The organism is Pseudoalteromonas sp. SG43-7 (assembly GCF_014164295.1).
Lineage (GTDB): Bacteria > Pseudomonadota > Gammaproteobacteria > Enterobacterales > Alteromonadaceae > Pseudoalteromonas > Pseudoalteromonas rhizosphaerae.
Genome location: NZ_JACJEY010000031.1, coordinates 26,205 through 50,979 on the forward strand (window position 1 = coordinate 26,205; position 24,775 = coordinate 50,979).

Sequence of the window (24,775 nt, forward strand, 5' to 3'; positions counted from 1 at the left end):
GATAGGCCTTTTTTATTGCTTGGAAATACACTCACTCGATTTTACTACCATAAAAACTGCTTAAGCATTTTATTGATATATTATCCACGGTTCAGGTTATTTACTGGCTATTTCATTTAATACCTCCATACTTTAATTATCTTTTTATAATTTACTATTTATTCAATGCGCATGGAGTGACAGTGGATCAGGCAAGCATATTAGCGCGAGCATATTGTATAAAGATTTTTTTAATACTGTTAAGCATTACTGCTACAGCGTCTGTGATGGCTGATGAAGTGTCTGCCAGTGGCTGGTTAGTGCCAGCAAATACGCCCTTTCAAACTACCAAACCCTTACTAGAACAAGTTGTCACTACCGATTCAAAAACAGATTTATCACATGTTCGTATCAAGGCAGAGCAAGGTTATTGGTTTATTGTTGATTTAAATAAACGGTCGCAATCAAAAGTTGAGGTGATTTATGCAGACAATTCCCATTTAGCGCAGCTTAATTTTTATATTCTTGATGAGAGTTTCAACCCGTTAGTTGAAGTAAAAAATGATGCATACCGTTATGTTGATAAAGTACTGCCACACGCACTGTTACCTAAAGATGAGGCTCGTTGGGCTGTAATTTACGCTCGCCATAGTGAAGATGACAGGCTGAGCATTGGCCTTGCAACTGGTAATGAATTTGCCAATTTGATAAACAAGAAACTGCGAAATTTCTTTTTAATTACGGGGCTATTACTGCTGTGTCTTGCCGTTGTTGGCACTGTATACGGTTTATCTCATCAAGCAAAATCGCTTTATTTACTTGCTTACCTAGTGTGTGTATTAAGTGAGTTTTTAATAGCAAAAGGGGTGTTGAATTACTTTAATATTGAATTTGCGTCTTTATGGTACACAAAGTTACAGTTTTCATTTCAAGTTATAGCCTTAGGGGTGGTCAACTTTTACTTTATTCATTATTTACAGTCGCAAAATCATTTAAACGCTCGACAAGATAAGTTAACAGTTTATATAAGCTTATTTTGTGTTGCAGCACTATTTAGCTGTTTTATGAAGCAATCAGTGCAGTTTGCTGTAGTGACCGTGTGTTTGGGTTCTATGTTGGTGGTGCTGAGTTATTTATTTTTTTATTGGCTTAGTAATACCAAAAAAGCGATGCAATTTAAGTTTGTACTGGTCTGGTTTGCAGTGGTTTTACAAACTTTATGTTGGCAAGCAACGCTGGTGGCAGGTGCACAGATACAGCAACTTAATGATATGTTACTGGTGCTAAATGTAATTACTTTTGTGATGGTGTTACTCATTCACGAGCGTAAGTGTGTTATGCAATATAGCTACAGCCTCACTCACGACGACGATACAAAATTACCTAATAAACAGTTACTAATAGAGCGTCTTGATAGTCAGGTGAAATTATCAACAGAGCATTCTTTACTGTTATTTAGGCCTGCTGTACTGATTAATGCTCGGGCAAATTTTGGCTATGAGCATGTAAATGAGCAGATAAAATTAACCATGGGCAAATTAGCCCAGCAATTAGCGTCAATGAATGTGCTGTGTGTTGAAGCTAATCTTCAGCATAGCCGTTGTATTGCCAGGTTAGATGACAGCACCTATGGGGTTGTAATAGTCGGCAAGTTAGAATTAAGCCAAGTAGAGCAGTTTGTATGTGTGATCAATAGCGTTTTTGCTGAGGGTCTCACTCATCAACGCATTCACTTAATTGATAAAGTTGAAATTGGTGTAGCAAATTATCCCTTACATGCCAGTACCTCATTACAACTAGTCCAGCGAGGGCTGCAAGCACTGGCGGTTAAACCCCTTCATGGTGAACGCTGGCATATGTTTAATATAGAGAATGTGACGTTATCGCAACGGCGCATTGCGATTGCATCAGCTCTAAAAGAAGCCATTGAATGCGATCAGCTTAGTTTATTTTTTCAACCACAGATATATCTAAACACCGGTAAAGTGTACGGCGCGGAAGCTTTATTACGTTGGGAGCATCCACAATTGGGTAATGTTCCCCCTGATTTATTTATCCCTATTGCTGAATCATCAGGGATAATTTCAGATTTAACCGAATGGGTTATTACGCAAGCACTGCAATATCAAAAGAAAATGATTGTATTATTGCCTGAGCATATTGTATCTATCAATATTTCGGCTAAAGATTTGCTGCGTAAAGATTTACCCGTGTTATTTATAACGTTGTTGAATGAGCATCAACTCAACCCGGCTAATGTAATGTTAGAACTAACGGAATCGGCAACACTCTTTGAGGGGGTTGATATAAAAAATGCCCTGAATGATTACCGTTTAATTGGCGTTAAAATAGCAATTGATGACTTTGGCACGGGGTATTCGTCACTCGCGTATTTGAGCAAAATGGGCTTTGATGAAATAAAAATAGATAAGCAATTTGTAATGAATATTGAATACTCTAAAAATGATCAAACAATTTGTCGTGCTACCTGTGATATTGCCAAATCACTGGGTTCATACGTAGTGGCTGAAGGGATAGAAGATAGCCAAAGTATGGCTAAATTACAAAGCTATGGCTGTGAAGTTGGTCAGGGATACTTTTTTTCACGGCCATTACCGTTTGACGATTACATGCAGTGGCTTGAAGAAAATCTTGAAACCACCACCGTATTTGTCAATGATCTTGAAAAAGTAGTTGACCTAATTGGGAAAAATAATCATTGAGCGCGTTATTACAAATTTTTAAGCTATCGCGCTTAGGGTAAATTAGCGCTGAGTTATTGAGCCCAGAGACTAAAAAGTGATTAACGATCTGCTCATTACAAGCAATACAAGCTTCAAAACTACGTGCAGCTAACTCTTCAGGCATACTCATATAAAACTGCTGATGGCGTTTATCAAATTCTATACAATCTAATACATACTGATTAGCGTGTTGACCGGTTGGTTCTAGAAATACCCCTTGGTAAAACTTATTTAATGCTAAGTTTAGTGGGTGACTTTGCCCAATCGTGTGCTCCAGCCAAAGTTTAGAGGCAAAATGCTGTGGCGAATGCTGGGGAAATATGTGTTTAGTTATGTGATGATCAAACGCATGAAACCATTCATGCGCCAGCGCGCCACCGCCTGCATTTTTTGCCAGCGCAAGGGTACGAGTACGGCTATTATAATGTGCTTGGACGTGTTGTTGCCCGCCATGGCCAAAAGCAAAATTGAGTTTCCCCCTCAGACCAATGGTCTTTGGCGGCACTTGCAGTATTTGCGCTAAATCGGCTAGTGCGTCGTAAATTAAATTAGCACTAATAAAGCGTTCTTCTTTGGTGACCCATTTACCCACCACCATAGTACGAAAACCAAATGTATCGCGGATATCACTAAAGTCAACTTGGTCATCAAATCGGTAATCCGGTCCTTGGCGGTAAAACCCGCGCTTTAAGCGATTGCTGGCACTCATTTGGCTTGATAACGCGCTTTAACATGCTCAGGCATAAACTGGGTTTGTTTGCTGTTGAGCGCTTCCAGTGCCTGATATAAAGGCTCAGGGTTAATATGTTCAATCAAGGCTAAACTATGTGCAACCGCTTCTAATGTGGAGAGGCTATCTGCACGGGGAGCTTTGCGAATACGATATCGGTTTTGTGGGATCGTCGTAAAGCTGACCTTTTTAAAAGCCGCAAGGGCTGGGGTAAGTTGCATGATCTTAAATGCTTTTTTCCAGGTGCCATCGATTACAATTAGATGACTTAACCGGCTTTTAAATTGTGGTGCTGCGGTACTTTCATCATCCAGTAAGATGGCATTATCATCAGGGTAGAGTAATGCAGTTGTGGCAACGGGTAGTGTGTTTAGTTGTGCAAAATCAGCCTGCGTTTCTCCTACCATGATGTCGTATTGCGTTAGGCACAATGTGAGTAAACGGGCGGTGTTTTTAGTGATCTTTACTTCGCTAGGATGCTGCAAAATTATAACTTTGAGTTTATTTTCCAGTACCGACAAATCTTCACAAAGACACGTTTGTAGACTAAATTTACAATTAACACACAAAGAACGGGACATAAAAGAATCTTGTTTAGTAGCAATAAGTTGAAAAACCCGCTAATTATACGCTTAATGAGACAATTAGTTGGTTTTTTTTCTATAGAACGATAAAGTATAAAAATAGTATAAGTTACTGGTTTAGTGTTGCTAAATACAAAAGGATGAATAATGAATACAATAGTCATTGATGAAAGCGCATTGGAAAGTATGGAATCGTTATTAGGCGAGCAATTTAGCGATACGCTGACTTTTTGTTGTGCTGAATTTGAACGATTAGGCTCTGAAGTATTGGCTACAATACATAGTGATATCCAAGTCGCAAGTCGCCATGCTCATAGTTTAAAATCAAATGCCGCGCAGTTTGGTGCCAGCAGTCTATCTCAGGTGGCCAGAGAAATTGAACAAAGTTTAAATAATAATGATGTTTCTCAGGCGCTTGCGGCAGCTCAGCAGCTTGACAACCAAGTTGCCGGATCAGCCGCTAAGTTAACTGATTGGTTACAAAGCCGTTAGTTAGCTATACCCAGACGTGAATTTATTTCAGTTTTGAGGTATTAAATCCACTGGTATTTAGCCCCTCTACTAGGTTAATCTAGCTGTTCCACTAGTAGAGGTAAAAATGTCAGAAATTAAAAAGAGTCATAAATTACAAGGCGTTTGTTATGACATTCGTGGGCCGGTGTTAGTTCAGGCTCGCAAAATGGAAGATGAAGGCCAAAAAGTTTTAAAATTGAATATTGGTAATCCTGCGGCATTTGGGTTTGATATGCCTGAAGATATGCACCGCGATATTATTCGTAACTTGTATTCAGCCCAAGGTTATTGTGACTCCAAAGGCCTCTACTCAGCCCGTGTGGCTATTTATCAGCACTACCAACAACGTGGTTTATATAACCTAGACGTCGATAATATTTATATTGGTAATGGGGTCAGTGAATTAATTCAAATGACGACCCAAGCTTTGCTGAATAATGATGATGAGGTGTTGATCCCAGCACCTGATTATCCATTGTGGACCGCTTCAGTCAAACTTGCGGGTGGTAATCCAGTCCATTACCTATGTGATGAAGAGCAAGATTGGTTCCCTGATATTGCTGATATTCGCAGTAAAATCACGTCAAAAACTAAAGCATTAGTGCTGATCAACCCTAATAATCCGACGGGTGCAGTATACGACGACGCACTTTTACAGCAGTTAATTGATATTGCACGTGAACATAAATTATTGTTATTGAGTGATGAAATCTATGAGAAGATTTTATACGATGGGATCACGCACAGCTCCATTGGTGCACTGTGTGATGATGTGCCGATAATTACTTTTAATGGCTTAGCAAAAACCTATCGCGCAGCGGGTTTGCGTATGGGCTGGATGGTATTAAGTGGCCGTACTGCATTGATGGATGATTTACGTAAAGGTTTAGATATTTTAGCCTCTATGCGTTTATGTGCCAATGTGCCGGCACAATATGCGATCCAGCAAGCATTAGGTGGCGTACAGTCGATTGATGATTTAATAAATCCCGGTGGGCGTTTATACGAACAACGTGATATTGCATGGCGTGGTTTAAATGCGATAGAAGGTATTTCGTGTGCAAAACCAAAAGGAGCATTGTACGCATTTGCCAAAGTAGATACTGAGCGTTTTAATATCAAAAATGATGAAAAAATGATTTTAGATTTACTCAAAGCAGAAAAGATCTTACTGGTTCACGGAAGAGCATTTAACTGGCCAAATCCAGATCATTTCAGATTGGTATTTTTACCTAACAAAGATGATTTAACGACTGCGATGAGTAAGATGCAACGCTTTTTTAGCGATTACAGACAAAGTTAACGTAGTAATAAAGTTATAAATACTAAAAAGCGAGCATTAATACTGCTCGCTTTTTAGTTTAATGTAATAGCTTAATAGGCTTTATCAACGCGGACTGTATTATCTGATAAATACACTAAGCGCACGCTGTCGCCAGTTCTAAATATCATTTGATTGTCTTTGTCTTGTACCACCATAAATTGTTCACCGTTTTCAACTTTGATCATTAACTCGACTAAGTGGTATTGATTATAATGGCTGCTTTGTTGCCTGTTGTTCGCCACACTGCCACCGATGACCGAGCCTAGAATAGTCGCTGCGGTGCGACCACTGCCGCCGCCAAATTGGTTACCAATAACGCCACCAAGTAATGCACCGCCAAAGGTTTTCCAGCCACTATTTTTGTCTTGAACAAGTTCTTGCTCGGTAATATTACGTACAGATTGAACACTGCCAAATAGTACTTGCTGGACAGGAACGGCTTTATTGCGTTCGTATGCGGCAAAGCTTGGATTACTGATGAGCAGGGCTGTACACAGCCCAAGTATGAGTTTATTCATCATTTACCTCCTCAGCTGAATTACCAGCCAAAGGATGATTTTTCGCGGGTTTTACGAATTTCTGTTTCGTCCGCCCATTCTACTAAGCCACTTTTTAAATCCATTAAGCGCATTGTGAATTTATAGTATACGTCGGCTTTATCGGCATTCGATTTTACGATGCTCGACAGGTTGCCATAAAGCATATACTGCGCGCCAACTTGTTGGCCAAATGCAATAGCTTTAGTTGGGTCTACTAGGGCATCATCATTTTGAAAGCTCAATTGTTCTCGAGCGGCTTCTACGCGGCCCATATCAACAAAACGAAATTTACCACTGCGCAATAATTGTGTTGAAATTGAATCGGTAATTGATTCAGTATCAATGTGTTCACTGGTTTTGTTTTTTATACGTTCAACAAATACGATTGGTCGAGTATTAGCTGTTAATGTGCCGACCACAGGTGATGCCAGCAGTGAATCCGTCATTTGGCTGGCGACTTTTTGTAAGTCAGTTGAACCGAAGTTAATATCAGTTGTTTCTACAGCTTGTGCGTCTCCGTAGCTGACTACGGCTTTATTGGCACAGCCACTGAGGGCAAGCGCACTCAAACCTAACAACGCAAAACCCGAGATTGTTTTAAGCGTTGGTTTTTTAGTTGTGTTTACTGTATTCATAATGGTGTCCTTTAATCTTTAAATTCTTGTGCTTGTGTCGATACTTCGCGTACCGCTAATGAAAATGTAACCGCATCAGATGTAGGTGCAAGGCCTGGCAGTTGCACGTTAGCAAAACCAAATAAAGTCAATGATTGCCAAGGAGAATGATTGCCTTTGATCACAAAACCATCGCCGTCATACCAGGTAAATTGATACTGTAAATATTGTGATTTTTTATACTGACTCGAAAGTGTGACAACAACATCAGTTAATTGATTCGTTTGGCGAGTTTTTACATCACTAATGGCCAGCTTTTTACCTAGTGCAGGATTATCGACTTTTAGCTGTTGTTGGTATTGCGCTGAAGCTTGTTCAACACTTATACCTGATGTAGTCGGTCTACTGGTACAGGCAGCAAGTAGACAGACCGTTAATAATGGCACTAAATATTTCATGATAGCTCCTAAAGTTGCACTACATGGGAATTAAAATAGTTGTTAATAGAGGTTAGATAAATCAAGGTTAACCCTTGCTTACTAACCGTAAAGTTTATGTCTTTCTGATTGGCAAGTTTTAAAACATGGTCTCCTGCTGTTAACTGGGTGCGCGCAACACTTATTTGATTAGGTAAAGTTAACCAACTGCGGGTATCTGCTTGCTCAGAGGCTAGGTTGTATAGATTAGCGAGTATATTACCCACATCGCCGCCACTTCTAGCCAGCTCTGCCCGTACTTTTTCTTTAGCGACTAACCGCAGGATTTGCCTCGATACTCTTGCAGGTGTTTGCTCTTCAAGTGTTTTAGCCGCTAACGCTTCTATTCTTACCAATGGACTCAAAGGTAAAATCTGTGTTCCGATACTAATATCACTAACCGCTGGTATATAAGCTCTATCTTTATAAACGGGCATCGCTAAGCTATAAAAACGGGCATCACCACCGGATGTATAAATAGGCAGACGCAACACAAATTCATCTTTTTCTGGCACTAAACCTTGTTCGATCAAGACCACAACGTCACCGCTGTTGGCGACTTGTTTTGGTAATTCAGCAAAGCGTTTTTTATACTCGGAAAAATCTTGATCAAACCCTTGCTGTTTTGCTAATTGCAGCACAACCTGCTGCAAATAGGTGTTTTCAGGGTTGATCTCTAATGCCTTTTTATAATCTATATATGCATCATCGTATTGCTTATTACTTTGATAGAGCAAACCTGACAGATAAAATGTAAACGCATTTTGATAGCCATTTTTTACGTTTTTGATCACCTCATCCATACTTGGGTAATGTTTTTGTGCTGCTTTTACGCTAGCGTCTATGTCGTCTTGATTAGCCGTTAACGCATCTGTTTGTACTTTATTTGCACGGCGAACTTCGACTAATGCGCCTTCGATATTATGTTGATATATATAATTAAGTGCTTGGTAACTGTGCAGCATACTCATTTCATAAGCCGCTGGCGTATAGCTAATGACTGAATCATTGGTTAAAAGGGCGTTACTTTGTTCAAGCCCTGCGCTTACTTGTATTTTTGCTGCTTGGCGTTTTATTTCCATTTGCTGATATACCGCTTCGTACTGTGGTCTTGCAGCCTCATTTTGATTATTTAAATTGCTTAAACGGGCCTGCTCTAATTGATTGAGCAAGTAGTTACTATGTGACTGCCCATTAGTCGGCAAAAGCTGTTGGGCTTGGTCGATATTGTTGGTCTTAATAGCTTGGCGTACAGGCGTCATTTGGGTAGCGTAATCTGAAAACAGATCACTAAACCCAATGGTGCTGCATCCACTTAGCATGACACAAAAGCCAAAAATAACACTGCGTTGCACATGGCACTCCTTTTATAAGCGTTAATACAGATTAGCATAATCTAATCCAGAGAAGATGTTAAACAATGTAAAAAAGCGTAGCAATCACCGTGTTTATAAGAAATAGTTACGCGATCATTGGTCACTGAGTTGTTGCACGATACATTCGAATGATCAAAACAATAGGTAAGCTTTGCGCTATTATGGCAATCCTGTATAAATAGATACTTCAGGCAAACAGGTAGCTGATTTTCTTATTATGTTGATTAATTAATGGATCGAGTGGTTGCCGACTACTAAACGATAGAATAACTCACCTCATAGGGTTTAATGCTTAGCAAGATTAAAACTAAGGATCACTTTGAAAGCAACATTGTTTACGGTACTCGCCCTAGTGGCATTTGCAGCTAATTCTCTTTTATGTCGTATGGCATTAGCACAAAATTACATTGATCCATGGAATTTCACAGCTTTGCGGCTATTCAGTGGCGCATTGTGTTTAGGATTTATTTTCCTTATACAAGCAGTACCAACAGAGTCTTTAGCTAGGGAAGATAACAATCTTAATAATGCAGAGCATGAACGTGGTAGTTGGCGCAGCAGTGTTAGCTTACTGGTTTATGCGTTATGTTTTTCAATTGCCTATGTAGAATTGGACACTGGAACTGGCGCGTTGATTTTATTTTCTGCTGTTCAATTGACTATGATTGGCTGGGGGATTTTCAACAAGGAGCGACTCACAACTGTACAGTGGTGTGCATTTATTATCGCTGTCCTTGGTTTTGTGTATTTAATGCTGCCATCGGCAACGATGCCGTCAATGAGCCCTGCATTATTAATGACTATTAGCGGTATTGCGTGGGGGATATACAGTATTCGCGGAAAAGTGTGCCTATCCCCACTGAAAACCACAACGTTTAATTTTGTGCGTAGTTTATTTGCATTACCGATATTGTTGATCGTGGGTTTTGGTTATTTATCGGGGATCAGTTGGCAGGGGATCGTGCTTGCATGTGCATCTGGTGCTCTTGCGTCGGGTATTGGCTATAGTGTTTGGTATGTTGCCGTACCCTTATTAAAAAGCAGTCAAGCCGCAGTGGTTCAGCTTTGTGTGCCAGTGATAGCTGCACTGGCAGGGATGTTATTTTTAGCGGAAGAACTAAGCATTCAGTTTGTTATTGCCAGCGCAGTTATTCTTGGCGCTGTGCTGGTTTTTTTACTGGCTAAACAACCGCAGGGCTGACATTGAGCACGTAACGCTGATACAGTTGCGGCAAATTCGCCAAAATAGCAGCTTTGCCGGCAAGCTGACTGTTATTTATAGTATCAGCTAATACGGTTAAACTCTGATGTTGTAGTAAAATGTCAGATTGCACTATGTGGCTAATATGCCAAGGTTCAGGCGCAACGCCGCCTAAATCATGTTGATAAGGGCGATAAAAGCCATACTTTTCTATATGACTATCAAGCCACTTGGTCAGCGCTGCAAAAGGGCCATTGTCTTGGTATTCGTGCGGCTCTAACTGCAGCTGATAGTCATCAGAAACACTGGCTTTGTCAAAAATATCCAGATCAGTACCAAAGTGATGGCGACTGCTTCCCGGTAGGGCTGAATAAAGCATAATGGCATGGCATTTTTCAATGTCTGTCATGGAGGCTAAATCAACTGGCTGTTGCTGCTTATTGAGCACAGGTCGATGACCATTAAATTTAGCATTCCAAATCAATGCTTGACGTTCAAAGTTACGAAAGCTTGATGCAATAGTCAGTGCAAAGCCTGCATCGCGAGCTGCATTTTGCAACTGCATAAAGTCATCAATAATGTCTTTATGCAGTTTATGAGCTTGATAATCAACAAGCAGTAGCTCGTCTTTACCACAGGCACACTCAGCCAACTGTTGCGATGTGAGCTTAGCAGGGATCATGTTAAAAGTTGCTCTAGAATTTGCTCGTAAATATCAGCAAGTGCAATGAGATCATCACAATTAACGCACTCATTCACTTTATGAATGGTGTCGTTACGTGGTCCAAGTTCAATAACCTTAGCGCCGGTTTGTGCTATAAAACGTCCATCTGAAGTACCGCCAGTGGTTTCAAGTGCGGTATTTAAGCCAGTTATTGATTTGATGGCTGCAACCGTCGCATCAATAAGCGGGCCGCCTTCGGTGATAAATGGCTGACCGTTAACAATCCAACTCAGCTCGTATGCAAAATCATATTCAGCCAGAATGTCGTTAACTCGTTGCTGGAGTTGCTGATGAGTTACTTCGGTACTAAAGCGAAAATTAAATTGCACTTCAAGCTCGCCTGGGATCACATTGCCAGCTCCCGTACCGCCATTAATATTTGAAATCTGAAAACTAGTAGCAGGGAAAAATTCATTGCCGTTGTCCCATACCGTTTGACTCAACTGGGCAAGCATTGGCGCTGCAATATGAATCGGGTTTAGAGCAAGTTGCGGATAAGCCACATGACCTTGTATGCCTTTAACAGTTAAAAAGCCAGTCAGTGAGCCTCGGCGGCCATTTTTAACGACATCACCCAGTACATCACGCGATGAAGGCTCGCCAACCAAACACATATCTATTTTTTCACCTCGGGCCTCCAGCGTATCGATTACTCGCGTGGTGCCGTTGATAAAAGGGCCTTCTTCATCAGAGGTAATTAAAAAAGAAATTGAGCCTTTATGATCGGGGTGTTTAGTTACAAATCGCTCGGTTGCTACCACCATGGCAGCTAAAGAGCCTTTCATATCAGCCGCACCACGGCCATGCAACATGCCATCGGCTAGAAAGCCAGAGAAAGGCGGGTGCTGCCAGTTCTTTTCTGGTCCAGTTGGTACTACATCAGTGTGACCTGCAAAGCAAAAGTGCGGTGAACTGTCGCCTTTTCGCGCCCATGTATTTTGGGTGTCAGTAAAAAACAGTGATTCAATATTAAAACCAAGCTGTGCCAATCGCTCATTCATTATAGTTTGGCAATCTGCATCTTCGGGGGTGACTGAGCGACGCTGTATTAAGGCTTGCGCAAGTTCGATGACGGGATGATTCATGATGCAAAAATCTCATCGTATTGCGCTGATTTAAAACCTAAATGATAGCTGTTGTTGTGAATAAGCACTGGGCGCTTGATCATTGCCGGTTGTGCTACCAAAATTGTCAAGGCAGTGTCTTTATCAAGGTTCTGTTTTTGCTCATCTGATAATTGGCGATAGGTTGTGCCACGTTTATTGACCAGATCTTGCCAGTCGATGTGCGTTGCAAACTCAGTGATCATATCAAGGCTTATGCCGTCTTTACGGTAATCATGAAAATTAAAGTCAATGTTGTTATCGGTTAAATATTTTTTGGCTTTTTTTATAGTGTCGCAGTTACTAATGCCGTAAAGAGTCGTCATATTAATTACTTCTTAGTTAGTGTTAAAAGAGTATCTACCCCAGCTGTAACCTGAGATAAAGAATAATGTATTGGTTTAAGTTGATGCCCGTTAAGTAAAATAAGGCTGGCAAGTAAGGGGCTATTGAGATCTCTAAGATCAAAATAAGCGAGCCGTTGCCCTTTGGTTATTTTACTGCCGTTGAGTTGGGCTATATGAGTGTGTTTAATGTGTTGCTGTTGGTCTAAATATAAATTTAGAAGTACTTTTAAGCCATTGTTGGCTTGTAAAATAAATTCAGTACCGGCATTTTTTACTTGCATTAATGTACCATCAAAGGGCGCTAATATTTTATGATTGCTCAGGGCAACCATAATCCCTGGGCCAAGTGTGCCGTAGCTAAAGAAGGGTTCTGGGTGCTCGCTTAATGGGGCAACTTTACCACTAAAAGGGCTACAAATTGCAATGCTGTTAGCCGCTAACTGACGTTGTGGTAAATAACTAATATCCGTGTATTTCATTATGTTAATTTGGGCTCATTGAGGAACTGATAGCCATCTTTTTTTAACGCGCTGATGGCATCTTTAATACGCTGTTGTTTTACTAAAACGTAATCGGTGTCGTAGGTTGAAATAGCAAAAATAGAGATATTTGCTCTGGCTAAAACTCCAGAAATATTTGCCATTATTCCGGTTAATGAAAAACCAAGTGGACCGATCACTTCTAACGCGCGCCAATCGTGCTCAGCATCAAGGCTTTCAATGGCGAACTGGCTAGGGCAAACAATAGATAACTCATCGTTGGTTTTGGCGATAATAAACATTGATTGTTTGAATAAAGCAGCGGGGATCTCGCTATCAACATCAAGGCTATGAATGGTAAAGGCCGTACTATGCAGTTGTAACGTTTGCTTAGACATTGCTACCCCTTTTTTAATTGTGAGACTTCCCATCTGTGTATACTGATCAATAGTATAGATTATCTTACTTAAATAAAAGAGCAATGTTGTCCACAATTTCTGTGGATAAGGTTGGGAATAGGGAGGTATAACAACGCTAAGTTATTTATTTTATTTATAATTATTATTAGCTAAAGAAATGCTCAGGGTAAAGTGATCACCACGCAATCACTTTACCCATGGTATTAAATATTTTCGGCTTGTGCCGCTTGAATGGCAGTAAGCGCAATGGTATAGACAATATCATCAACCAAAGCACCGCGGCTTAAGTCATTGACGGGTTTGCGCATACCTTGCAACATTGGGCCGATACTTATCAAATCAGCACTTCGTTGCACCGCTTTATAAGTGGTATTCCCGGTATTTAAGTCTGGAAATATAAACACCGTCGCTTTACCAGCCACTGGACTATTTGGTGCTTTTTTAAGTGCGACATTTTCCATAATCGCTGCATCATATTGTAATGGACCATCGATGATCAGATCAGGGCGCTTTTGTTGCGCTAACTTTGTTGCCAGACGGACTTTTTCTACATCAGCCCCAGTGCCTGATGTGCCGGTGCTGTAGCTTATCATCGCTACTCGTGGCTCAATACCAAATGCGGCGGCTGAGTCTGCGGATTGAATGGCAATATCGGCTAATTGCTCAGCGGTTGGATCAGGATTAATAGCACAATCTCCGTATACCAGTACTTGATCAGGCAGCAACATAAAAAACACCGACGAGACTAATGATGACCCTGGTGCGGTTTTTATTAATTGCAGCGGCGGACGAATGGTGTTGGCAGTTGTATTTACTGCACCCGAAACCAGACCATCAACTTGACCACGCTCTAACATCATAGTGCCAAGCACAACGTTGTCTTGGAGCTGTTCAAGGGCAACCACTTCAGTCAGGCCTTTGCTTTTACGAATTTCAACCATAGGCGCAACATAGTCGTTGATCACATCATGAGGTTCGATAATGGTTACATTTTCGTTTAGCTCAACACCTTGTTGTATAGCGATACGTTCAATTTCTTCTCGATCGCCCAATAGAATGGTCTTCGCAATACCACGTTGACCGCAAATAGCGGCGGCTTTTATTGTGCGAGGCTCATTGCCTTCAGGTAACACTATAGTTTTTGCCGCTTGGCGGGCTTTATCCGTGAGTAAATAACGAAATGCTGGAGGTGACATTTTACGAGTTTTGCCGACACTTTTAGCAAGCGTATCTAACCAGTCAGAATCAATATGGCTGGCATTATGATGCTTTACTTTATCAATTCGTTGTACGTCATCGCACGGTACTTCCATATTAAAGTTATGCAGTAGCAATGAAGTACGCCAGGTGTCAGCATCTGTACTGAGGATTGGCAGGCCGGTGGCCATCGCTTGTTCGCACAAGGTCATGATCCGTGGCTCAGGTTTAAAACCACCAGTTAATAAGATAGCTCCTAATTTAGTGCCATTCATGGCTGATAAACAGGCCGCAACTAACACATCTGAACGATCGCCTGGGGTCACCAGCAGTGCGCCTGGGGTGAAATGATTTAAGATATTTGACACTGTTCTGGCACAAAATGTTACGCGGCGAAGACGACGATGAGCCATATCACCTTCGTTGATCACGTCAGCTTTTAAATACGAACATAAATCTTTAACGCGCGGCGCAACCAGCTCAAAATCCCATGGGATCGAGCCAAGTAACATAAACGGATGTTTTCTAAAAATAGGTAAAGATGCTAAGCGATTGAGCTCATTGTCAAGCTCGTCGGGTTTATGTGCTTCCACGAGATCGGCGCGTGCTCTGCCTTCATCATCCAGTGGTGCATTTACTTTATTAAAAATACAGCCTAATACGCGGGCATGGTCAACACTGCCATAATACCCGGCTGCAATTTCTAGGCGGTCTTCAATTTGATCGTTACTGTCATTACCAGGAGTGAGCACAAACACAATGTCAGCGCCGAGAGTTTGTGCTATTTCGCGGTTTACTCTACCTGCATAAGGTTGGCGGCGAGTAGGGACCATACCTTCGATAATTGCGACCACATCGTTGCCTATGGCATTTTCAAAGCGCTCAACAATTTCTTCAAGTAAATCATCACCTTTACCATCCCCGATCATTTGCTCTGCATAATTTAGTGCAAAGGGAGTAGGTGGTGTAATAGGCGAACCTTGGGTGACAATTTGTGTTGATTTTTCAGGGCCCGTTTCACCTGAGCGAGGCTGGGCTATGGGCTTGAAAAAATTAACTTTGACCGCTTTTTGTTCTAATGCACGCACTAACCCGACTGAGACCGATGTTAAACCAACCCCAGTAGAGATAGGTACTAGCATAATTCGACGTGCCATAATTATAACTCCTGTGCAATTGAGGCGGCATCAAGAGCAATGATCCACTCTTCATTTGTTGGCATTACTACTGCTTTTGTTTTTGCATTATTACTGCTGATAACACCTTGTGTGCCAAATCGGGCTGCAAGGTTAGCTGCACTGTCGCAATCAAGGCCAAGATAGCTCAGCTGTGTTATTACTTTATCACGAATAATATCGGAGTTTTCCCCAATACCACCGGTAAAAATTAACGCATCAAGGCGTTGCAATGGCACCATAAATGCGGCTATTTGTTTTGCTAAACGATAACAAAACATCTCCAATGCTAAAATGGCTTTTTCATTTCCGGCAACAGCAGCTTCTTCTATTGTACGACAGTCATTAGAAAGTTCACTGATACCCAGTAAGCCACTTTGTTGGTTTAATAAGTCATCAATTTGTTGTGCATCGTAGTTAAGTTGGGTGGTTAAAAAGTTAAATAAACCAGGATCAATATCTCCGCTGCGGGTGCCCATCATTAAGCCTTCTAGTGGAGTTAAGCCCATGCTGGTATCAACACTTTTGCCATTTTTAATAGCACACACAGAGCAGCCATTACCTAAGTGAGCGCTGATAAAATTACTTTGCTCAATAGGCTGGTTTAAAAGGACTGCTGTTTGACCTGAAACATAATAATGGCTGGTACCATGAAAGCCGTAACGTCTAACACCATAATCAGTATAAAGTTTATAAGGGAGGGCATATAAATAGGCAACATTGCCCATGGTTTGATGAAACGCGGTATCAAACACTGCTACTTGCGGTAGTCCCTTGAATGATGCTTGCGCCGCAGCAATGCCTAATAAATTAGCGTGCCCATGTAATGGCGCAAGCGTAGCGGCTTGAGTGATTCCTTTAATTACATCGTCGTCAATCAGTACCGATTTAGTAAAGTGCTCGCCGCCGTGAACCACGCGATGACCTACTGCAATAAGGTTTTCAGCTAAATGGTGTTCGTTGATAAGGCTAACTAAGGTATCGATTGCTGCACTGTGAGCTTGATTAGGCGCAAGTTCAATCAGTTGTTTTTTGCCAAGGTACTTGTATTTCACAGATGGCGACGATGAGCCTAGGCGTTCAGCAAGACCTGAAATGATTTCTTCAGATGTGGTGGCATCTAAAATAGCGAATTTTAAACTCGAACTTCCACAGTTCAGTACAAGAACATGTTGAGGTGATGATTGCGAAGACATAACAGGATCCCATTTTTTGACAATTGCGCATTAAGCTTAGTTGTTATATAACCAAGTACTCGAGCATAGTGATTAAAGTAAAAGAGTCATTGGTCGATAAATTGCTATGGATATCTGTAATGACTATACTAAAGTCTAGTTGACTTAACGTGCGCTTATTTTAACTCATTAATTGTTTTAAGGTAAGTTTAAACCATGATCAAAAACACGTTTTGGACGAAAAAGGTGGAAGGGATTTTACACAGGAATGTTACCGTGAATATGATACACTCATTGCGGTAACATTAATAAATATACCAGCGACACCTAGGAGTCATGATGCAAAAAAGTGTGATGTCACAAGTCCAAACTGGTCGTGAATATGCAAAAAAATGGCCTATGCGTAAAGAATTAGCGCCTCTATTCACGGAGTTTAGAGTGATCAAAGCCACCGAGCTGGCAATTACAGTAATGCCGATTTTGGCAATGCTCACTTTATTTATGCAAATTAATTATTTAGGCAGCAGTTTTTTACCTCAAGCAGTCGCTATCGCGTTGTTTTTTTTATCTCTACCGCTACAGGGATTGCTGTGGTTAGGCAAGCGTGCAGATACTGTACTTGAGCCTGCGATGGAGTATTGGTATAAAGAGCTTCATACAAAAATGGTAGCCAATGGCTACCAAGGGCATGTCCCTAAAGATAAACCACGTTATGCAGAGTTGGCCCATTTACTCAATGATATGTTTGATAAAATGGACCGCGCGTTTACCCGAGAGAATCTGTAACACGTTTAAATTGACTAACATAAAATGACAGGGTGACGACTTGCTCACCTTGTTGTTCTAGTTGTTGCCAATGTTCAGGACGAAACTTCCAAGCAAAGGGAGTCATGGTGATCAAGTTCTTCACATCTTTAAATGGCAAGCTTATCTGTTGTTCTAATAATGTTTGCTCTATAAGCTCAAACCCTACAGGCGCAGCAATCGGTGTATGCGCATTGACGTCTCGGTAAATATAGTGCTTGAGTTCTTTTAAATGCCAAGGGCCAGGGCTTGCAACTACCAATATAGCGTCTGGTTTTGCTAATCGAGCCAATTCAGCATCAAATAATGGGGCAAAAATACTCACTAATACATCTGCTGAGCCATCATTAAATGGAGCTTGGCTGATTGATGCAACGCTAAAATTACAATTACTGTATCGCTTTGCAGCATATTTAACCGCTGATTTTGATATATCGACGCCATAAACGTGTGCAGTACATGCATTGGCAATCGCATGAGTATAAAAACCTTCCCCGCACCCTAAATCAATTACCTGTTGTGGTGCTTGCAGAGCAACTCGCTGTGCAACGGCATGTTGTAAAAACTGGTAGTGCCCAGTGGTTAAAAAAGCACGCCTTGCTTGTACCATGTCAAGATTATCGCCAGGTTGCTTAGAGTTCTTTTGTTGCACAGGTAATAAATTCACATAGCCTTCTTTTGCAGTATCAAAGCTATGGTTGTTAATACATTTTAGCACTTTGGCATGTAACTCAAGCGATTGTTGGCAGAGCGGGCATTGGTAATCGAGACTCATGGATCTAGGTAATCCTTATCATAAAATGTTTTTACCCAATGTGGGCGATAGGTGATCAATAGGGTAATGGCCATGCCGTTTAACATCGCTTCAGGAAAGCAAATAATGACACATAAATAGAGATAGTTTTCACTTAATTCAAACCAATTGTAATTGCCGGTTAAATAATAAAATAAGCTAATGGTGATAATCTTAAAGCAGGCGATGAAAGCGGCGCAAATAAAAGTACATACAAAAATGTAAATGAAAAAATGCCGTGGTAATAGGTTATAACACAGTATAAATACCCCATAACTGACTAAAATGGGTAAGTAAGCGGTTAACAATAAGTGGATAGGTAATTGCGCAATGCTTATTTGGTTGAAAGCCGTTAATAGCAGACTTGCTAGGGTGGCGCTCAATAATGCAAAGCGCCAGCCTAAAATAAGCGTTATGGCAGTTACACCTAAAATATGCAGTTCAAGACCGGGTAATATGCCGGCTTTAATTCGCCACAATAAGGCAAATGCTAACGCACAGACAAATAGGCCTGTTTGACGGGCTGGCGTGGTTATTAAATGTTGGTAGTGTGATTTATTGACACTCGACCAAAAAACACTGCCGATAACAAGCCAAGCAATTGCCTGAAGTTCAATGCTTATTATCGGGATTGTCGTTAGCTTATCCATTAGCGTTAACTAAAGGTTGACCATATTGGCGCATGATCTGATGGCTTTTCAATACCACGTAATTCATAGTCAATTCCCGCTTCAATACAACGAGCAGCCAAAGTTGGAGTCGCTAGGATAACGTCAATGCGTAGACCACGATTATCATCAAAGCCTCGAGAGCGATAATCAAACCAAGAGTACTGTTCGCTTGTGTCTGGGTGAAGTTCACGGAAGGTGTCTGTAAAGCCCCAATCTAGCAAGGTTGCAAGCCATTGACGTTCTTCAGGCTGGAATGAACATTTGCCAGTTTTTAACCAACGCTTGCGATTAACCTCACCAATGCCAATATCAAGATCAGTAGGAGAAATATTGATGTCGCCCATGACAATGACATCCTCGTCGTTACTGTGGTGGCTTTGTAAGTGAGTCATTAGATCACGGTAGAACTGTCGCTTATACGGAAATTTTGTTTCATGAGTAATGTTATCGCCTTGTGGAAAATAGCCATTCATTACGGTTAGATCACGGCCATTTTCTTGGCTAACAGTGACGCTGATCATGCGCTTTTGTGATTCATCAGTATCGGTTGCGAATCCTTTAACCACAGACTTAGGTTCAGTTTTGCATAACATAGCTACGCCATAATGTGCTTTTTGACCATGAAAATAAACGTGGTAACCCATATTTTGAACATCTTCGAGTGGGAAAGCTTCATCATGTACTTTTATTTCTTGTAAGCCGATTATATCAGGCTGATGTTTATCTATGATTGCTTGTAATTGGTGCAGACGAGCTCTCAGCCCGTTAATGTTAAATGAAATTACTTTCATGGCTTGACCTTTAATTAGAGTTATCTTTTGCAGATTATGGCAAATTCTACCATCAATTAGCGTATGGTACATGCGCTTATTTATAATAATAAGCCGCTCAATTGTTGAACAAAGTATGAATTTTGATTAAACATTGTTAACGCTTTTTTAAATAAAAAATTAAATAAATAATTCGGTTGATTTGTAAACTTCGGTCTATATAATGCGCAAAAATTGCTCACAATATAACTCCACTTAAAGGTAAATCATGAAACTACAATTATTAGCATTATTCGTCGCAGCGACTGCTTTCTCTGAGACTGCCAGTGCAGCACATTATTATAATGCTGATCATAAAATTGAATCTAAATTATGCTCAATCAGTGCTAACGAAGGATTTACTGCAGCACGCAAAGTTGCAGCCCAGCACGGGGTGTATTTATCACGTTATTCAAAAAGTATTTTGTGTAATGGTGATGATATTCGTGATATTGCAAAAAAAGTGGATGATAAAGTTCGCCAAGAAAAAGTAATTGAAGTGTTTGCTAAAAACTCACAGGCAGAAACACAGCTATGTATTACTGCCTTGAAGCAAGGTTTGGCTCCAGTGAAAGAAAAAATAGCAAACTTAAACTCATTGATCTGTAATGGTGAAGTGGTTACTGAGTTTGTGAAACGATATCAAGGTGCGACAATTTGATTAAAAATGTAACGCACTAGCTCGTTTATCTAAAATAGCAGCGCTTTAATCGCTGCTATTTTACATTTTTATAGAATAACTTTTCCAACCTTTGCATTGATCTGGCATAATAGCGCGCTGAATATACCGCAACGTCTTGGTGCCTATGGTGACAAAATCTGCTACGAAAATGGCTACGAAACGAATCAGTGATGAGCAGCTTGTTGAGATCATTGAAGCGGCGATTTTTGTTGCGGGAAAACCAGTCAGTAAACGGCATTTAAAAGACACCGTATTAACTGAGTTAAGTGTGTCTATGACACGTATTAACCTCGCGATTGAACAGATCCAAATTCATTATCAAACCCGTGGTATTCGCTTAGTTGAAGTCGGTAGTGGATTTAGATTTCAGGCGTGTGCCAGCTTAGCCCCTTGGTTAAATAACCTTTGGCAAGAACGGGCGCCTAAATATTCCCGTGCACTATTAGAAACTCTTTCGCTTATTGCTTATCGTCAGCCGATAACTCGGGGCGAGATAGAGCAAGTACGTGGAGTGACCGTAGGCTCAACTATTATTAAAAGTCTGCTCGAGCGTGAGTGGATACATGTTGTTGGTCATAAAGAGGTGCCAGGTAGGCCCGCTTTATATGCCACAACCAAACAATTTTTAGATTATTTTTCGTTAACAGGTTTAGATAACTTACCGCCACTGCCAAAACAGCAGCAAAGTAAAATTGACCAGTTATTGAGTGATCCTTCTGTGAGAGAACTATCCGAATGAGTATACAAGGTGAAAAGTTACAAAAAGTCTTAGCAAGAGCGGGCGTAGGTTCGCGACGTGAGATGGAAAAATACATTGATGCAAATCGTGTCAGTGTTAATGGTAAAGTAGCAAAGCTGGGTGATCGTGTTGAAGAAACCGACCAGATCCGTGTTGATGGCCATACGGTAAAAATTGAAGAAAAAGCTGAACGTATCTGTCGCGTTGTTATGTATAACAAACCTGAAGGTGAGTTATGTACACGTAAAGATCCTGAAGGACGTAGAACAGTATTTGACCGCCTGCCGCGCGTTGATGGTGAACGTTGGATTGCTGTTGGTCGTTTAGATATAAATACCGCAGGTTTAATGTTGTTCACCAATGATGGTGAGCTTGCTAACCGCTTAATGCACCCAAGTTACGAAGTAGAGCGTGAATATTCAGCACGTGTATTTGGTGAAGTAACAGCAGAAACTATCAAAAATTTAACCAAAGGGGTTGAGCTTGAAGATGGTATGGCAAAATTTCTTACTATTAAACCACTGGGCGGCGAAGGTATTAACCGCTGGTATAATGTAACGCTGACAGAAGGGCGTAACCGTGAAGTTCGTCGTTTATGGCAGTCTCAAGACGTTGAGGTTTCTCGTCTTATTCGTATTCGTTATGGTAAGTTAGAGCTCGATAAACGTCTACCACAAGGTGGTTGGGCTGAGCTAGATTTAGAGACTGTAAATTACTTACGTAAAACAGTTAAGCTTGGCCGTGAAACGCAAACAAAATTATCTGTTATGCCTGAAAAACGCAAAGATAAACGCGCTAAAATTAATCAAATTCGTAAAGCAGTCAAAAAACATAATAATCGCGTTAAACAAACTAAACGCCGTTAATATCTGCCTTGCATTAAAAAAGCCGCTAATTAGCGGCTTTTTTATGTTTAGTACTTGGTTTATACCAATCGACTTAAATATTTAACCATTCTAGCAGGCTAAATAAAGTGCTAATTGCGTTAGGGATTTTTTATGTAGAGCAATACATGTCAAAATTCCTGCCTTGTTATCACTGTATTTATCTGTCGCTATAAATGGTCAGTAACTTAACACGACTGGTATTATTTTTTTGTTTGCGCGTCTAATGATTGACCATTGACGTCTTTTGAATCATCACTCATTAAGTATAAATAAGTTGGCATTAAGTCTTCAGGGCAGGCTAGTTTATCGCGATCTTCGCCTGGATAGACACTGGCACGCATAGCTGTGTGGGTGGCGCCGGGATTAATACAATTTATCCGGATATTCGTTTTACCTACTTCACATGCCCATGTTTGCATCATTCCTTCAACTGCAAATTTTGAAATGGCATACGCGCCCCAAAACTCACGGCCTTGGCGACCAACCCCAGAAGAGGTGAAAATAATTGAAGCACTTGGAGATTTACGTAAAACTGGAAACATATATTTTGTGATCATCGCTTGAGCGGTAACATTCACTTTCATGATGTTATCAAACGTTGATGAACAAAAATGCTCAAGTGGACCCAGTGAGCCAATTATTCCTGCATTATTGAGCAAGCCATCTAGTTTACCAAATTGCTGTTCAATGGTAGCGCCTAAATCACGAAAGTTTTGTTTGCTTGCACCTTTTAAATCCATCGGTACAATCGCAGGTTTTGGCCCGCCAACGGCAATGATTTCATCGTATACCGCTTCCAGTTTGCTGGTGGTTTTACCCAATAATATAACCGTTGCGCCATGTTTGGCATAAGTTATTGCAGCCACTCGGCCAATGCCGTCACCTGCACCAGTTACTAAGATCACTTTGTCTTGTAGGGCATTATCAGCCGCTTTATAGGTTTGCATAATAAAGGTCCAAAAAATCAATTTGATTGATTTTAACATAGCAAAACACCAAGTTATCGAATTTATTGCAAAATAAGGTGGCGAAATTTGAAACTTTACGTTAACTTTAACTGGTCTAATGTCTTATTAATAACCTAATTACATTATTTTAACTAAATATTACGCGAAAACTTAAAAGAATTAGTAACAAAATTAGCTACACTTATTTATCAACACACATAAAAAAAAGATTACGTGCGGAGCAAACAATATGAAAAAAATGCTACTCTCACTTGCAATTACAGCTGCTCTAGCTGGTTGCGGCGGCGGTGAAACGTTAGAAGATGTTAAAAATGATACACCACCAGTTATTCCATCAGCTACAGTGAAGTTTGATCCCGCAAATGGGGTTATTTCAGTACCAAATGATTTATTAATGAGTGGTACAAAAGATGGCACTATAAATATTCCCGGTGAGTTGAGTGCTAATGGTGCATCAGTGCCAAGAAGCGCCTATGCTAACCCGTCACTGGCACTAGGTGCACTTGATGGCTGGTCTAGCCAAGTTCCCTATAAAGTAGATCTTACCTTTCCTGCGAATGTGAGCCTTGATGAAAGTTCGGCTGGTGCGCCGGGAGCTGTGCGTATTTTTGAAGTTGTTATGGGCGCTAGTTTAACAGATGCAGATTGCGCAGCGGTACCCGCTGGAGCAGGATGTAAATTATTAGGTGAATTAACCTTTGGCGTTGATTTCATCACTAAAGCAAGTGGCAATGCGGTTGCTATTATTCCATTAAAACCGTTTAAAGCTGGCAGCTCGTATATTAATGTGCTGACGACTGAGCTTAAAGACTCATTAGGGCGTTCAATCCAGCCATCTTCAACCTACGGATTAGTAAAACAGGAAGCCCCATTAGTAACTGAATCGCAACTCGCGCTGCAGGGCGTGGTAAATAGCTATGAAAATGTACTTATTTCAGGCGGCACGATCACTAAAGATGAGATTATATATTCAGCAGCGATGACCATTCAATCTGTAGGTCCAGTGCTTGGTACTATTAAAAAATTGCTAGCAGCGAGCTTACAAAATCCAGCTTTGCCAAAACCACAGGTACAAATACCAGAGCAGGATATGCTGACAGTAGCTGAAGTGCTTCTTAGTGATCCTGACATAACTAATGTGTCACCAGCATTTAATGGGGTGCAGTACCAAAGAGGCAGTGTGACACTGGCTATGTATTTATCTCAACCAGAAGGGAAAGAAATTTCAAAGTTGGCTGATACATACTGGCAAGGCATGTGTTCAAGCCCTGTTGCCGTACTTAATCAGCAAGCAGCGGATCAAGCACTGCGCGACGCAGGAAAAGAAGATGAAATTGATCCAACAATGTTTGGTATTGGTCCATATGAGCAGCTCTGCCAAGGTTTAAGTGAAGGAAAGCTACACGATTACCCAAAAATTGACATTACTCGTCACTTAACGAAATATAACCCGCTCCCTAAAATGCAAAGCCTGCAAGAAGTGCCTGTACAGATAACAAAACCTATTCTGCCTGTGATAAACGCTATCAGGACACAAACTGGTATGCCGGCACTTGAAATGCCAGCGGGTGGTTGGCCTGTTGTTATTATGCAACATGGCATTACTTCAAAAAAAGAGCACATGCTGGCGTTAACGGCTAGTTTAGCGATTCAAGGTTTTGCAACGGTTGCCATAGATCACCCTGTGCATGGTGAGCGTGGCATTGACGTGGATGACGATGGT

General features: G+C 40.9%; 26 protein-coding genes. 9 read left to right on the forward strand and 17 right to left on the reverse strand.

All coding sequences use genetic code 11. The annotated features are described in order from the left end of the window. Nucleotides 1–182: 182 nt before the first annotated feature. Nucleotides 183–2,702: a bifunctional diguanylate cyclase/phosphodiesterase gene (locus H5200_RS24365; protein WP_182761725.1), complete on the forward strand. Its 2,520-nt coding sequence runs from the start codon at nt 183–185 to the stop codon at nt 2,700–2,702. On the opposite strand, the gene H5200_RS14535 is transcribed toward H5200_RS24365, so the two are convergent. Both H5200_RS14535 and H5200_RS14540 read right to left on the reverse strand, forming a co-directional pair. Beyond that, nucleotides 2,653–3,432, reverse strand: a complete 780-nt coding sequence (locus tag H5200_RS14535; protein ID WP_182717904.1) for a CLCA_X family protein — start codon at nt 3,430–3,432, stop codon at nt 2,653–2,655. The genes H5200_RS24365 and H5200_RS14535 overlap by 50 nt on opposite strands. Next, entirely contained in the window at nt 3,429–4,034 is a 606-nt protein-coding gene (locus H5200_RS14540) for a tRNA-uridine aminocarboxypropyltransferase (protein WP_182739233.1), read from the reverse strand. The genes H5200_RS14535 and H5200_RS14540 overlap by 4 nt, the downstream gene beginning before the upstream one ends. 150 nt (nt 4,035–4,184) lie before the next feature. Between H5200_RS14540 and H5200_RS14545 the strand changes: the two genes are divergently transcribed. Next, nucleotides 4,185–4,529, forward strand: a complete 345-nt coding sequence (locus H5200_RS14545) for an Hpt domain-containing protein (protein WP_145233710.1) — start codon at nt 4,185–4,187, stop codon at nt 4,527–4,529. Nucleotides 4,530–4,635: 106 nt separating this feature from the next. Further along, on the forward strand, nt 4,636–5,853 hold the full coding sequence (locus tag H5200_RS14550; protein WP_145233714.1) for a pyridoxal phosphate-dependent aminotransferase: 1,218 nt from the start codon (nt 4,636–4,638) through the stop codon (nt 5,851–5,853). Nucleotides 5,854–5,924: 71 nt separating this feature from the next. On the opposite strand, the gene H5200_RS14555 is transcribed toward H5200_RS14550, so the two are convergent. Genes H5200_RS14555 through H5200_RS14570 form a run of 4 tightly spaced genes read right to left on the reverse strand, consistent with a single transcriptional unit; the run spans nt 5,925 to nt 8,858 of the window. Then, nucleotides 5,925–6,392: a glycine zipper 2TM domain-containing protein gene (locus H5200_RS14555; RefSeq protein WP_149981188.1), complete on the reverse strand. Its 468-nt coding sequence runs from the start codon at nt 6,390–6,392 to the stop codon at nt 5,925–5,927. 20 nt (nt 6,393–6,412) lie between these two features. Continuing rightward, nucleotides 6,413–7,048 (reverse strand): penicillin-binding protein activator LpoB, encoded by a 636-nt coding sequence (gene lpoB, locus H5200_RS14560; protein WP_182761726.1) that lies wholly within the window; start codon nt 7,046–7,048, stop codon nt 6,413–6,415. An 11-nt stretch (nt 7,049–7,059) separates the two neighbouring features. Further along, complete coding sequence (locus H5200_RS14565) at nt 7,060–7,485, reverse strand: YcfL family protein (RefSeq protein WP_145233718.1); 426 nt, start codon at nt 7,483–7,485, stop codon at nt 7,060–7,062. Between the two features lie 8 nt (nt 7,486–7,493). Further along, the gene (locus H5200_RS14570) at nt 7,494–8,858 is read right to left on the reverse strand and encodes a tetratricopeptide repeat protein (RefSeq protein ID WP_182761727.1); all 1,365 of its coding nucleotides are present in this window, start codon (nt 8,856–8,858) and stop codon (nt 7,494–7,496) included. Between the two features lie 340 nt (nt 8,859–9,198). On the opposite strand from H5200_RS14570, the gene H5200_RS14575 reads away from it, so the two are divergent. Beyond that, a complete protein-coding gene (locus tag H5200_RS14575; protein ID WP_182739235.1) occupies nt 9,199–10,080 on the forward strand; it encodes a DMT family transporter in 882 nt (293 codons plus the stop codon). Here the strand turns inward: H5200_RS14575 and H5200_RS14580 are convergent. The 7 genes from H5200_RS14580 to H5200_RS14610 all read right to left on the reverse strand — a co-directional run bounded on the left by H5200_RS14580 (nt 10,061) and on the right by H5200_RS14610 (nt 16,720). Then, on the reverse strand, nt 10,061–10,762 hold the full coding sequence (locus H5200_RS14580; RefSeq protein WP_182717898.1) for a M15 family metallopeptidase: 702 nt from the start codon (nt 10,760–10,762) through the stop codon (nt 10,061–10,063). The two genes, H5200_RS14575 and H5200_RS14580, sit on opposite strands and share 20 nt — an antisense overlap. Continuing rightward, the gene (gene dapE / locus H5200_RS14585; protein ID WP_145233727.1) at nt 10,759–11,889 is read right to left on the reverse strand and encodes a succinyl-diaminopimelate desuccinylase; all 1,131 of its coding nucleotides are present in this window, start codon (nt 11,887–11,889) and stop codon (nt 10,759–10,761) included. The genes H5200_RS14580 and dapE overlap by 4 nt, the downstream gene beginning before the upstream one ends. Further along, nucleotides 11,886–12,233, reverse strand: coding sequence for an ArsC family reductase (locus H5200_RS14590; RefSeq protein ID WP_182739236.1), 348 nt, complete (start codon nt 12,231–12,233; stop codon nt 11,886–11,888). The genes dapE and H5200_RS14590 overlap by 4 nt, the downstream gene beginning before the upstream one ends. Nucleotides 12,234–12,238: 5 nt before the next feature. After that, nucleotides 12,239–12,733: a PTS glucose transporter subunit IIA gene (locus H5200_RS14595; RefSeq protein ID WP_145233732.1), complete on the reverse strand. Its 495-nt coding sequence runs from the start codon at nt 12,731–12,733 to the stop codon at nt 12,239–12,241. After that, on the reverse strand, nt 12,733–13,131 hold the full coding sequence (locus tag H5200_RS14600; protein WP_145233734.1) for an ACT domain-containing protein: 399 nt from the start codon (nt 13,129–13,131) through the stop codon (nt 12,733–12,735). The genes H5200_RS14595 and H5200_RS14600 overlap by 1 nt, the downstream gene beginning before the upstream one ends. A gap of 224 nt (nt 13,132–13,355) precedes the next feature. Beyond that, the gene (pta, locus tag H5200_RS14605; protein ID WP_182717895.1) at nt 13,356–15,506 is read right to left on the reverse strand and encodes a phosphate acetyltransferase; all 2,151 of its coding nucleotides are present in this window, start codon (nt 15,504–15,506) and stop codon (nt 13,356–13,358) included. A gap of 2 nt (nt 15,507–15,508) precedes the next feature. Continuing rightward, nucleotides 15,509–16,720 carry an acetate kinase gene (locus H5200_RS14610; RefSeq protein ID WP_182739237.1) on the reverse strand — a complete coding sequence of 404 codons (1,212 nt, stop codon included), beginning with the start codon at nt 16,718–16,720 and terminating at the stop codon, nt 15,509–15,511. Between the two features lie 318 nt (nt 16,721–17,038). On the opposite strand from H5200_RS14610, the gene yfbV reads away from it, so the two are divergent. Continuing rightward, a complete protein-coding gene (gene yfbV / locus H5200_RS14615) occupies nt 17,039–17,485 on the forward strand; it encodes a terminus macrodomain insulation protein YfbV (RefSeq protein ID WP_182761728.1) in 447 nt (148 codons plus the stop codon). Here the strand turns inward: yfbV and rlmA are convergent. The 3 genes from rlmA to xthA are packed head-to-tail and all read right to left on the reverse strand — an operon-like array spanning nt 17,466 to nt 19,758. Continuing rightward, nucleotides 17,466–18,278, reverse strand: a complete 813-nt coding sequence (gene rlmA / locus H5200_RS14620; RefSeq protein ID WP_182739238.1) for a 23S rRNA (guanine(745)-N(1))-methyltransferase — start codon at nt 18,276–18,278, stop codon at nt 17,466–17,468. The genes yfbV and rlmA overlap by 20 nt on opposite strands. Then, nucleotides 18,275–18,922 (reverse strand): energy-coupling factor ABC transporter permease, encoded by a 648-nt coding sequence (locus H5200_RS14625; protein ID WP_182717920.1) that lies wholly within the window; start codon nt 18,920–18,922, stop codon nt 18,275–18,277. Before H5200_RS14625 ends, rlmA begins: the two co-directional genes overlap by 4 nt. Nucleotides 18,923–18,951: 29 nt before the next feature. After that, nucleotides 18,952–19,758, reverse strand: a complete 807-nt coding sequence (gene xthA / locus H5200_RS14630; protein ID WP_182734793.1) for an exodeoxyribonuclease III — start codon at nt 19,756–19,758, stop codon at nt 18,952–18,954. 247 nt (nt 19,759–20,005) lie between these two features. On the opposite strand from xthA, the gene H5200_RS14635 reads away from it, so the two are divergent. The 3 genes from H5200_RS14635 to rluB all read left to right on the forward strand — a co-directional run bounded on the left by H5200_RS14635 (nt 20,006) and on the right by rluB (nt 22,063). After that, nucleotides 20,006–20,437: an exonuclease III gene (locus H5200_RS14635; RefSeq protein ID WP_145233745.1), complete on the forward strand. Its 432-nt coding sequence runs from the start codon at nt 20,006–20,008 to the stop codon at nt 20,435–20,437. 169 nt (nt 20,438–20,606) lie between these two features. Then, entirely contained in the window at nt 20,607–21,197 is a 591-nt protein-coding gene (scpB, locus tag H5200_RS14640) for an SMC-Scp complex subunit ScpB (RefSeq protein ID WP_149981032.1), read from the forward strand. Beyond that, the gene (gene rluB / locus H5200_RS14645; RefSeq protein WP_145233749.1) at nt 21,194–22,063 is read left to right on the forward strand and encodes a 23S rRNA pseudouridine(2605) synthase RluB; all 870 of its coding nucleotides are present in this window, start codon (nt 21,194–21,196) and stop codon (nt 22,061–22,063) included. The genes scpB and rluB overlap by 4 nt, the downstream gene beginning before the upstream one ends. A 221-nt stretch (nt 22,064–22,284) precedes the next feature. On the opposite strand, the gene H5200_RS14650 is transcribed toward rluB, so the two are convergent. Further along, nucleotides 22,285–23,031 (reverse strand): YciK family oxidoreductase, encoded by a 747-nt coding sequence (locus tag H5200_RS14650; RefSeq protein WP_182734863.1) that lies wholly within the window; start codon nt 23,029–23,031, stop codon nt 22,285–22,287. Between the two features lie 250 nt (nt 23,032–23,281). Here H5200_RS14650 and H5200_RS14655 point away from each other — a divergent pair. After that, a partial coding sequence (locus H5200_RS14655) for a VolA/Pla-1 family phospholipase (RefSeq protein ID WP_404936381.1) occupies nt 23,282–24,775 on the forward strand: 1,494 nt, incomplete at its 3' end.